This is a genomic window from Pedobacter sp. MC2016-15 (genome assembly GCF_026239695.1).
Lineage (GTDB): Bacteria > Bacteroidota > Bacteroidia > Sphingobacteriales > Sphingobacteriaceae > Pedobacter.
Window position 1 is genome coordinate 361,916 of the sequence record NZ_JAPIVS010000003.1, and the last position, 12,478, is coordinate 374,393.

Consider the following 12,478-nt stretch of genomic DNA (forward strand, 5'->3'; position numbering starts at 1 on the left):
TTTAAATCTTGGCCTCCACCTGGAGGTATTTACTTGGGTTTTCGGGGTCTGCAATAAACCAGGCGGGGTTTCCTGCCTGATCCCTGCCGAGCCTGGCACCCGCTACCGGAGCTTCTTGCATATCAGCTTTTTTTGCCGGAGACTCCTCGGTTAGGGGAATTAAATTCACACTCATCAATTCCAGGATACTCTCCCTGAATTTTGCGGCGATGAGGTCAATTTCCTCCATTGTATGCGAGACGGTAAGAAAACATGGAAAACCATCCCAGATATGAATGCCCTTTTCACGCATCAGCGTAAATAGCAATTCACTATAAGGATACTCTTCTTTGAATTTGATTTTCCACAAAGAACCGAAATAAGCAGCATACATAGGTAGATGAAACTCCTCTGCTGTACTATTCAATAAACCGGCCAAATAACTGGTGTTCTCATTCAGGACAGTTTGCAATTCAGTTCCTTTTTCCTTCATAAACAGCAGCGATGCTCTGCCTGCGGCCAGGGCAAGAGGATGTCTCACAAAAGTTCCGGCAAAGTACGTTACTCCAATTTCCGGGAAAGAATCATCCCCGTACTGCCAGAAGCCACCGTCCAGGGCATCCATAAATTGTTTTTTTCCGGCGATGGCACCGATGGGCATTCCGCCACCGATCACCTTTCCGTAGGTGCCCAGATCGGCCTGAATTCCAAAGATAGCCTGTGTTCCACCCTGGTGTGCCCTGAAGCCTGTGATCACCTCATCGAAGATCAGCACGCTTTCAGATTGCAGGGTAATCTCCCGAACTTCTTTCAGGAAAGCTACAGGCTGAAATTCTGGTCTTCTGCTTTGAACAGGTTCCACCAGTACGGCAGCGATTTCATTTGCCCGTTCCCTGATGATCTGTAAACTCTCATCTGTTCCATAATCCAGAATGAGCATATTCTGAACAGCTTCGGGCATAATGCCGGGAGCTGCAGGAAAACTTTTTAGTTTTTTCGTCCCTCTGATGATCACTTCATCATTGATCCCGTGATAAGAGCCTGAGAAGGCCACGATCAGCGAGCGGCCTGTTACTGTTCTGGCAATCCTGATTGCTCCCAGAACTGCTTCTGACCCTGTATTACACAAGGCTGCGCGGTCAAAACCCGTAAATTCACATATGAGGGCACTTACTTCACCCGCTAACTCATGCTGAGGGCCGATTTCATACCCTTTTTCTACCTGATCCAGTACCGCGGCTTTCAGAACAGGATGCTGGTAACCCAGCAGATTGGAACCAAATCCATTTAATGCATCTATGTATTCATTGCCATCGATATCCCATAAATGACTTCCCTGGGATTTATTGGTTACGATAGAATAGACAATCTCTTTAGTGTATGGCTTAAATCCCGATACCACCCGCGGATCGGCCATGTGCGCCCTGTTTTGTTGCGCAAAAGCTTTGCTGCCTGCTGTTTTTTGATTGTATCGCTGTGTGAGCTTGTCCAGAAATTCCTTTTGTGCCGGCTCCAGTGAAGTAGCCTGTTTCTCAATGCGGGCTACCGCACCAAAAGGTTTTTTAATCTCTGCAAGTTCTTCAGGTGATATGCCTGATAAAGTCAGGTCCTGTGTTGCAGAGTTGGAGGATAAAAATGAAGGTGCAAATTTCACCGGTGCAGGAATAGTGCTTTCAGAATAATTGTTGGCGGTAATGGTCTCAGCACTTGGCTGTGGGGCTCCGCCCTGCATCAGTTCTACCTGTTTGGAAAGCAGTTGCAATTGTTGGGCAATGAGGCCCAATGCAGAGTCTGAAGGGGTAAATGTATGGCTGCTCTGAGGGCTGAAGTTCTGTACTGGAGCCGTTGCAGCTGAGGGGGCTGCGACAGCAACCTTTTCTGCAGGAAGACTCTGGTCTACGAATCCCGCAAGTGCGTCGATGGTAGCATATTCCTCATTCAGTTGTCTGAAAGTTATGGGTAATGAAAATTCCTTTTTAAAGATAAGAGCTACCTGCGTAAGCAGCAGTGAATCCAGGCCGATTTCGATAAAACTCATATCGGGGGTCACACCGTCCATTTCAATCCCTGAAGCATCTTCGAGGATCTCTTTTATTTTTTCTGTTAATGTGTCTTTCCTCATGGCAGTAGGTAGTGCTGTTATCGGTTCGTTAATCGTATGTGTTAAAAGTTTTGGGTCGGCCCAAAATCTTTTCTTATGGTAACTATAGGTTGGCAGGTCAATGACCTCTCTTTTTTGATGTTGGTAAAATGTTTTCCAGTCGGGCTCCAGTCCCAGCTGCCATACTTTTCCCAGGGCGTTTAAAATAGAATCAGTAGCGCCTGTCGCTTCCTTCTTATCCAGTGTAGCAACCGCATTGAAATTATTTTTGTTGCCATGTTGCCAGGCAAGCGTGGTACAGGTATTTCCCGGGCCTGATTCAATGAGCAATGGGTTGTCCAGCTTCAGTATGGTTTCTATAGCCGGAGAGAAAAGGACCGTTTTCCGCAGGTGATTGGTCCAGTAAGCAGGATCCTGCGCTTCCGCGTCCGTCAGGAAATCGCCGGTCACGGTAGAGACAATAGGTTTTTGCGGTCGCTTTAAGGTAGTCTGAGCCACAACCTTTGCAAAGGTATCAAGTACAGGGTCCATCATCCATGAATGGAAAGCATGACTGGTATGCAGCTTTTTATGCAGAATCTGCTGCTCGTCAAGTACAGCCTGAAAAGCTTCGATATCTTCATCAGTACCCGCAATCACACATAGTTTAGGGCTGTTAATTGCAGCAACAGATAGTGTAGAGGGGAGTAAATTTTTGACCGTCTCAGCGTCAGTGCGCACACTCAGCATACTTCCTTCCGGCAGTTTACTCACGAGTTCGCCGCGTGTCGCAATAAGTTTGATACCATCTTCCAGAGAGAAAATGCCCGCTAAATGTGCCGCCACATATTCACCGATACTATGTCCGCAGAGAATAGAGGGCTGTATGCCCCAGCTCATCCATAATTTTGCCAGCGCATAGGAGATGACAAAAAGAGCAGGTTGCGTATATTTAGTGTTATTGATTCTGGCTTGCGCCTCAGCGCTGCTTTCTGTATAGATGATCTCACGTATGTCCGTATCAAGATACGCCGATAAGATGCCAGCACATTCATCAATTGCCGCTCTGAATATTCCTTCTTCCTCATAAAGCTCTGCAGCCATATTCAGGTACTGCGCCCCTTGGCCGGGGAATAAAAAAACCGTTTCTCCCGGAAGGCTTTTCAATTGCTGAGGCTCAGGAGCAGTTTTTTCCAGTCCCGCTACCAGGTCATCTGCTGATCCGGCAACCACAAAACTGCGGTAGTTGAAGTCTTCCCGCGTCGTTTGTAAGGTATAGGCAGTATCCGCCAGGTTTATGTTTGGCAGTACAGCTACATGTTTCGCCAAAACAGACCTGTAGCCTTGCAGACTTTCAGGAGATTTTGCCGACCAGCTGATCATTTGTTTTTTTCTTCCGGTATCATTATTTGGCACTTCCGGATGATCATGTTCTTCCACTACTACGTGGACATTTGTACCGCCCACACCAAAGGAACTGATACCCGCACGTCTGACTGATTCCGTATCCCAGGATTGCAGTTTTTGATTCACATAAAATGGTGATGAAGCAAAATCAATATTTGGGTTTGGCTGATCAAAATTGATTGAGGGCGGAATTTCTTTATGATATAAGGCCAGGGTAGTTTTAATCAGGCCCGCAACTCCTGCTGCAGCCGTCATATGTCCCATATTACTTTTGATAGAACCTATGGCACAATACTGTCGTTTGCTTTGTTCCCCAAAAGCCTGTCTTAATCCTTCAATCTCGATAGGATCACCAATAGGTGTTCCTGTACCATGGGCCTCAATATACGAGAGCGTTGCAGGATCAATGTCAGCATCACTGATCGCCATGGCAATGGCTGCGGCTTGTCCCTCTGTACTCGGGGCTGTAAAACTACCTTTATTACTGCCATCATTATTTACTCCTGTACCCCTGATGATACCGTAAATGGTATCACCATCCTGTTTTGCTGCTGTAAGTGTTTTTAACAAAACCACACCCGCACCGTCGCTGAAGACAGTACCTGTAGAACTTTCATCAAATGACCTGCAATGTCCGTCTTTGCTTAACATGGCACCTTCCTGGTAAAAATGTCCGCTTTTAACCGGAGAAGTTACACTTGCACCACCGGCGATGGCAACATCACATTGATTTTTGCGCAGACTTTCCACCGCTTGTGACACTGCCAGAAGCGAAGTGGAGCATGCAGAAAAAACACTTACTGCAGGTCCTTTCAGATCCAGTTCATAAGCAGTCCTTGATGAAATATAATCCTTTTCATTTACCGTCATCACCTGAAAAGCACCAACCTGGCTGATGAGACCGGTATTTGCTGCAACATTGTGCTGGTAATAACTATTGTTGCCTGATCCGGCAAAAACCCCGATCAGTCCGTCATATTTCGAAGGGAGATGTCCAGATTTTTCAAGTACATCCCTGCTGATCTCAAGGAATATTCGCTGCTGAGGGTCCATTACTTCAGCCAGCCTTGGGTTTATGCCAAAAAATGAGGCATCAAACAACCCCGTGTCTTTGATAATTCCCCTTGCCCGGATGTAATCAGGGTCATTCTTTACTTCATCCGGTATGGACTTGTCCAGTTCTTCTTTGCTGAAAAAGCTGGTTGTTTCCTTCCCGTTGCGAAGTACATCCCACAGTTCTTCAATCGTGGCGGCGCCGGGAAATCTTCCCGCCATGCCGATAATCGCTATCGGCTCTGCGGAGTCCGCAGACTGTGTAAGCTGCCTTCTGGTTTTTTGATCAGAAGAAGCAGCATTGAAATATTTTGTGATCTGACTGATACTTGGAAACTGATACAGCTTCGTAATCGGCAGTTCCATATGATGCGCCGAGCGCAGGAGAGATACCGTTTTCAAAGCCAGCAGCGAGTTTCCGCCCAGTTCAAAGAAATTATCATTGATACCTACGGTATCCAGCTCCAGGACTGAAGCCCATGCCGCAGCAATCTTCTTTTCGTCAGGAGTTTTAGGCGCCAGATACAGGACAGATAATTCCGGACGTTTACGCTCGGGAGCGGGCAGTGCTTTTTTATCTACTTTTCCACTGCTGGTTTTGGGCAGGTCCTGCATCCATACAAAAGCGGAGGGGATCATGTAATCCGGTAATTGTTCCTCCAGGTACTTTCGCACCTCTACAGTATTTTCAGTGCCGTTAGCAGATACGAGGTACGCCAGTAACCGGCTTTGTCCCGCAGTATCATTTTTGGATATCACTATCGCCTGTTTAATGCCCTCAATGTTATTGAGCTGCACTTCAATTTCTCCAAGTTCAATCCTGTAGCCTCTGATCTTTACCTGATCGTCTCTTCTTCCGAGGAAATTAATGCTTCCATCTTCGAGGATAGAGGCAAGGTCACCTGTCAGGTATGCCCTTTGGGCTTCACCATTTACGGTGATGTGGACGAATTTTTCTGCCGTTAGCTCCGGCCTGTTTAGGTAACCTGCGGCAAGACTGATGCCTGCAATGGCCAGCTCTCCGGTGGTACCCGCTGGGAGCAGATTTTTGTCCTCATCGATAATGTATATTTCCGTATTGGAAACCGGCGTACCAATATTTGGCAACAGGGGCCATTGTGCTGCAGGTCCTTCCAGTGCGAGTTGTGTGACGACATGACATTCCGTTGGTCCGTACTGGTTATATAACACACAATTGTCCAGCCCATCAAAGAAATCCTTCACCTGTGGTGTGATCTTCAGTTGTTCGCCGGCAGTCATCACCTCTTTCAGGCTCTGCGGAAACTGTCGGGTACTGCTTGCTGCCTCAGCCAGAAACTGAAGGGCAACAAAAGGAAGGAAAATGCGGTCAACTTTATTGTCACTAATATATTGTAGCAGGTTCACAGGGTCCAGGCGCAGGTCATCGCTCACCAGCACCAGAGTTGCACCGGTAGTCAGAGTAGCAAAAATCTCCTGGAAAGACACGTCAAAACTCAGCGGAGCAAATTGCAAGGTCCTGCTATCCGGGCCGGCAATTGAATGCTGATGCTGCCACAGCATTAAATTTGACATCGCCTTCTGCGTCATATAAACTCCTTTGGGAGTTCCTGTAGAACCAGAGGTATAAAGTACGTAGATATTGGGATTCTGTGTTGCAGCCGGGATTTCGCCCTCGGCTGAGAGGCCGGATGCCACGTTCAGACCCAGATGTGCAAAATAATCTTCTTCCTGTGAGGAAGATAGGCAGGTCTTAATCCCCGAATCAGTGATGATCTGCTGAAGTCGTTGTACAGGGTAGGAGGGGTCCAGCGGCAGATACGCTTTACCTGCAGCCAGCACAGCCAGCACGGCAACGATCATCTCAATGGAGCGGCTTGTACTCAGGCCGATGAGCTCTTCCTCTGCTGCAGATCTCAAAATACGGTCACGAAGGATCTGCACTTTTTCCTGCAGGGATGAATAGCTCACATGCTCAGCCCCAAAAGAAACTGCAGTATGCGCTGGGAAATCTTTTACGGTGTTTTCAAAAAGGCTGTAAATAAGTGGAAGTTGGTCTGAGTCGTCAAGGCCTTGCTTATTTTTGTTTTCCATTGAACTCCAATTTTTTTAACCGGTCGTAGACTTCTTTTTTAACGAACAGACGCTTCAACGCAACAGTAGAATGTACCAGCACATAGCCCGCTTTTCTCAACTTGTCACAGCTGTTTTTAATCCTGAAATGGAAAGCCTTGTCCGTTGTATTATATATTTCATCAAATTCAACAAGTATTGCCGTCACATCAAGCTGGTCTTCTACGATGGTATCGATAACTTTATATTCGGCACCCTCGATTTCAATCTTAAGAAGATCGATATGGGAATGACCCAATTGTTTCATGAGGTTGCCCAGACGATCTACCGGTGCTTCAATAAAACTTTTGGAGTCTGTAAAAAGATAGGCTGAGTGCGATGAATAATTTTCCCTTTCAGGATCATAGAATTTAAGAATATCTTTCTTATCCCAGAGTCCTACGGGAACAAATTCAATCTCATTGAACTGTTTGGGGCTGATTTTGTAGTGATACGAGAACAGTTTTGGGTCCAGCGTCAGCGGCGTTCCCTTGTTGACAAAGGCCTTCACTTCATCAAAGTGATTAATGCCATAGGGCGAAGGATCGAAAATATAAACCCGCGAATCATATTTCATCTTGAGCTCAGTATCAAATGATATATCTTCACCTGCGCCTACGCAATAAATGATAGATTCCGAATTAAGAAAATCATCAGGAACAAGATATCCATGTCTTTCTGAACCAAAATAGCTCAAATTTTTCAACGATTTTACATTGGACTGGGGATGAATACCCAGCATTTTTTTTATGAGTTGCGTTGCCATTTAAATAATCGTATTTGTTATATTTTCTACCCTACTAAAGTACACATTCTACTAAACATGCGGCAAGGCCATTTGATATTAATATGATTTGTAGTAAGTGTAATGTTTAATAACAGTATTATGAATGCAATTGTTCATCCCAAAACAATAATCACTTTATTATGAGTTTCAGTAAACAAAATCTATACTATTTTAGTATATGTCTTATTATTTTACAGAATTATATTCGATACTTTTGAAAGCATAAGTACAGTTCTAACCTGATAGAGATTTCCTTATGGAAAAAGACGAAAATGTGATTAGCGAGATATTGGCAGCAGCCAAATCCTTATTTGGTAAATTCGGACTGAAAAAGACAACTATAGATGATATCTCTGCCGCCTCAGGAAAAGGGAAGAGCACACTGTACAATTACTTCCCGGGAAAAAATGAGATTTTCGAGGCTGTAATAAAGGATGAGATGCAGACCGTGATCAGAAAATTACAGGAAACAATTGATGCAGCGCCTACTGCAAAAAATAAACTCAAAGGTTATCTCACCTGTCAGAGCGCTGCAATTATTGAATTGCGTAGCCTTTATAAAGTGTTGTTCGAGGATATGATTGAATCCCGCAAGATGTTAATGCCTTTGCGCGTCAGGTACGAAAACTCTCAGATTGAAATGATCAGCGGAATCATTCAGGGAGGAATAGCCTCGGCTGAGTTCAAATATATGTCTGATATACATATTAACAAATTATCTTTAATCCTGATTATTGCCTTCAGGGGATTACATTTTCCCCTCTCCATTAATCCTGGTGAAATACAACCCCATCAGTACTTCGATGCACTCATAGATATGCTTATCGAAGGAATTGGGAATTAACAATAAAACTGCCATATTTATATGATGAATTACCTTGGGTTATTAGATCAGGTGAGGGCACATGTAGCCAGCCTTTTTCACGCCAAAAAAGATGATAAACTGATTTACCATGACCTTATCCATACAGAACAGGTAGTTAAGTCTGTCGTTAAAATTGCCAATCATTATCAGCTCTCTGACCGTGATTTTTTTGTAGTCAATGCTGCAGCATGGTTCCACGATATCGGATACCTGACCAGCTTCGAGCACCATGAAGCCAGGGGAGCGGAGTCCGCACGGAAATTCCTCACCGAGAGGGGAGCGGAGCCAGAAGTGACAGAAGAAGTAGTCAATTGTATACTGGCTACAAAAATGCCGCAGCATCCTGTGGGCTTACTCGAACAGATTATTTGTGATGCCGACCTGTTTCACCTGGGGGGCGACAACTTTAAGGAAAGAAACAAACTCATGCGCAGAGAGGCTGAGGCATTTTTTGATAAAGATATCGACAAAAGTGACTGGCGGTTAAAAACGATCTCCCTTTTTGAAGCACACCACTATCATACAGAATATGCACAGGACCTGCTCAATGCAAAAAAAGAACTGAACCTGCAGGAGCTCAGGGAAAAAGCTATGAAGCAGTCCGGTGGGGATGATAAAAAAGAACAAAAGCCGCAGAAGCAGCAGAACGTTGTTACAAAACTAAATCCTGATAGTGATCTAAAATTGACCGACAGTGTGGAAATCATGAAAAAAGAAAAAGAAAAAGAAAAAGATAAGAAAAAGAAAAAAAGTGACCGTCCTGATAAGGGGATAGAAACGATGTTCCGTATCACATCCGGAAATAACCAGCGACTAAGTGATATGGCTGATAACAAAGCCCATATCATGATTTCCACAAATTCTATCATTCTGTCCGTTATCCTCAGTATCCTGCTGCGTAAACTTGAAGACAATCCACATCTCATTATTCCTACGCTGATTTTATTGGTTATTTGCGTGGTCACGATGGTGTTCTCTATTCTTGCTACCAGACCCGCCGTGCCGGAAGGAACGTTTACTGATGAGGATATCAGGCAGAAGAAAGTGAACCTCCTGTTTTTCGGGAACTTCTACCGCATGGACCTCCCTCAGTATGCAGCAGGCATGGAGAAGATTATGGAGGACCGTGAATTTTTATACGGTACCCTCATTAAGGACGTATATTCTCAGGGTGTAGTACTCGGACGCAAATACCGTTTATTGAGAATTGCCTATAATGTCTTTATGTTCGGGATCATCGGTTCAGTGCTTGCATTTGTAATTGCCGCCGCCTGGGTTGCACTTTAATCGTTTTTATGAAAGAATACACGTTCTATAACCGCGATCTCAGCTGGCTCAGCTTTAATGAAAGGGTTTTGATGGAAGCCGAAAATGAAAGGGTTCCGCTCCTGGAACGCATTAAGTTTTTGTCTATCTACTCTTCCAATCTTGATGAATTTTATCGGGTGAGGATGCCTGTACTGATGGCTATTGATAATTTTGACGACAGAACGGGTCTTTACAATTCATATTTTAAAGCCGAATTTTTGATCAACCAGCAGCAGGAAAGATTCGGTCACCTGTTGGCCAATTACATTCTGCCGGCTCTGCAGCAGGAACAGATCCATTGGCTGTATCATGAGGATCTACCACCGTTTTTAGAGGACCAGGCAGCTGGTGTCTTCTTCAATGAAGTACTGGCTTATATCAGATTGTTCTCTGTAGAAAAGGAGGATGATGGTTTTTTTGCAGAAAATAACAAACTCTACCAGGCGGTCATGCTCAGCGATGGGGCTGGCACAGAACGTCTGGAGCTGATCACCGTTCCTTCTGATGTGTTGCCCAGGTTTTTTGTACTTAGCAGCGGAGATGTCAAGTATGTAGTTTTTCTTGATGATATTATCAAAAGTAACCTCGCTTATCTCTTTCCCGGAGAATCAATCACCGGCGTATACAACATAAAGATCACCAGAAACGCAGAGCTCAACCTTCAGGACGAAATTGATGAGGACATTACTGCAGCCCTGGAAAAAGAATTGAAGAAACGTGACCTGGGCTTTGCGACGCGGTTTCTGTGTCAGCCTGGAATTCCTCTGAGACATCTGTACAGAATCATCTATACGCTCGATCTGGCAAAGGCATCAGTGGTGCAGGGCGGATATTACCATAACATGAAAGATCTGAGTGGCTTTCCCTTGCAGGATGCGCATCTGAGCTATACCAGATGGCCCGCACATCAGTCGCTCTTCCTCAAAAAGGATAATACGCTGTTTGAGCAGATCCTGAAGCAAGACCTGATGGTACATGTCCCTTATCAGAACTATGATCCTGTGCTCAGATTCTTCAATGAGGCAGCAAACGATATTTTCGTAGAAGAGATTTATGTAACCCTGTACCGGGTGGCAGATAACTCACGGATTGCACATGCGCTGATCACTGCGGCAAAAAACGGCAAAAAAGTGTCTGTAATGGTTGAATTGAAGGCACGGTTTGATGAAGCTAATAATATCAAATGGGCCGCAAGAATGAAAGCTGCAGGTGTGAAGCTGATCTACAGTAGTGCCGACATGAAGGTGCATGCGAAGGTCGCACTGGTAAAAAGAACTGTCAGGGATGAAAGCCATTATATTGGCTTGCTGGCTACGGGTAATCTGAATGAATCTACGGCCCGGTTCTACACCGACCATATTCTCATGACCGCAAACCAGGACATGCTTTCCGAGCTGCAGCAGCTATTTGGTTTCCTGCGCAAAAAGAAAAAGAAACCGCTGCTTGAGGATGCCATTAACTTTGAACATTTGCTGGTAGCCCAGTTTAATCTCCAGCAGAAATTCCTGAGTCTGATAGACCGCGAAATTGACAACGCCAGAAAGGGCCTGCCCGCCGGAATGATTATCAAAATGAATAACCTCGAGGAGAAAGTGCTGATCTCAAAATTGTATGAGGCCTCTAATGCCGGCGTTAAGATTGAAATGATCGTACGCAGCGTATGCTGCCTCATTCCCGGGATTGCCGGGCAAAGCGAAAATATCACGATAAGACGTATTGTTGACAGGTATCTGGAACATGGACGGATATTTGTATTCCATAATAACGGGAATAAGGAAGTATTTATGGGTTCGGCCGACTGGATGAACAGGAATATCTACAGCAGAATAGAGGTTTGTTTTCCTGTATATGATACCCCTTTGAAAGCCAGACTGATAGAAATGCTTACTATACAGTTAAACGATACTGTACAAGCTGTGGAGCTGAATGCAGAATTACAGAATAACTACCTCAGCGATGAAGCTGGAATCAGTTCACAGCAGGCCTTGTATAATCTCTTAAGGGAAGCGAGTACCACACAAAAATTGAATACGATATGAAAGGAATTTTCAACAAACTGATACTATATATATTACCTGTAATCATGCTCATTGGATTTTATGCCTGCAAACCATCAAAGCCCGCATTTACCAGTCCGCCGGGTTACGACCTGAATCATCCTGAAAAATTTAATATGCCTGAAAGTTTATTGGAGATATCAGGCATTGCATTTTACAAAGACAAAAGCGATACCGTTTACTCTATACAGGATGAGGATGGCCGGTTGTTCAGGCAGGCCTGGATGAACAAAAAGCAGAAACATGTGGTCTTCGGAAAGAAAGGTGACTATGAGGATCTGGCTATTTTAAACGAGACCGTAATGGTGCTGGAAAGTGATGGTACGCTTTATGTTTTTCCTTTTGCTGACGCCACAAAAGAGAAAGTACAAGACATCAAAATCTTTAAAAAAATAATTCCTAAAGGAGAGTATGAGAGTATCTACGCCGATAACCAAACCAACCAGGTATATCTGCTTTGCAAGAACTGTAAGGATGATAAAAAAGATAAGTCCATGTCAGGCTCCATCTTCACATATAACCCCGCAAAGAAAGAGCTCATTCCTTCAGGTGAATTTTCAATGGACCTTTCCGGCATGATCAAAAAGGAAGAGATACTCAAAACAGGTTTGAAAGCTTCTGCATTGACCAGAGACCCGCATTCAGGCGAGTGGTATATCCTTTCTTCAGTAAATAAAGTATTGGTAGTGGCCACTCCCGACTGGAAAGTGAAAAGTGTTCACCGTTTAAATTCCTCCCAGTTCAATCAACCTGAAGGGCTGGCATTTGACAACGAAATGAATTTATATATATCAAATGAGGGCGACGAGTTGTCGGCCGGAAATATCCTGAAGTTTAAACGTAAACCCTAA

General features: G+C 44.5%; 6 protein-coding genes. 4 read left to right on the top strand and 2 right to left on the bottom strand.

The features are described 5' to 3' along the window. Nucleotide 1: 1 nt before the first annotated feature. Together OQY15_RS10525 and OQY15_RS10530 are read right to left on the bottom strand one after the other, a co-directional pair. Nucleotides 2–6,592, bottom strand: coding sequence for a polyketide synthase (locus OQY15_RS10525; RefSeq protein ID WP_265791296.1), 6,591 nt, complete (start codon nucleotides 6,590–6,592; stop codon nucleotides 2–4). Then, nucleotides 6,576–7,376, bottom strand: a complete 801-nt coding sequence (locus OQY15_RS10530) for an FkbM family methyltransferase (protein WP_265791298.1) — start codon at nucleotides 7,374–7,376, stop codon at nucleotides 6,576–6,578. Before OQY15_RS10530 ends, OQY15_RS10525 begins: the two co-directional genes overlap by 17 nt. Before the next feature lie 277 nt (nucleotides 7,377–7,653). Here OQY15_RS10530 and OQY15_RS10535 point away from each other — a divergent pair, with 277 nt between their 5' ends. Genes OQY15_RS10535 through OQY15_RS10550 form a run of 4 tightly spaced genes read left to right on the top strand, consistent with a single transcriptional unit; the run spans nucleotide 7,654 to nucleotide 12,478 of the window. Beyond that, on the top strand, nucleotides 7,654–8,241 hold the full coding sequence (locus tag OQY15_RS10535) for a TetR/AcrR family transcriptional regulator (protein ID WP_265791301.1): 588 nt from the start codon (nucleotides 7,654–7,656) through the stop codon (nucleotides 8,239–8,241). A gap of 21 nt (nucleotides 8,242–8,262) precedes the next feature. Beyond that, nucleotides 8,263–9,549, top strand: coding sequence for a Pycsar system effector family protein (locus tag OQY15_RS10540; protein WP_322973338.1), 1,287 nt, complete (start codon nucleotides 8,263–8,265; stop codon nucleotides 9,547–9,549). 8 nt (nucleotides 9,550–9,557) lie between these two features. After that, the gene (gene ppk1 / locus OQY15_RS10545) at nucleotides 9,558–11,609 is read left to right on the top strand and encodes a polyphosphate kinase 1 (protein WP_265791303.1); all 2,052 of its coding nucleotides are present in this window, start codon (nucleotides 9,558–9,560) and stop codon (nucleotides 11,607–11,609) included. Then, the gene (locus OQY15_RS10550) at nucleotides 11,606–12,478 is read left to right on the top strand and encodes an SdiA-regulated domain-containing protein (protein WP_265791305.1); all 873 of its coding nucleotides are present in this window, start codon (nucleotides 11,606–11,608) and stop codon (nucleotides 12,476–12,478) included. Before ppk1 ends, OQY15_RS10550 begins: the two co-directional genes overlap by 4 nt.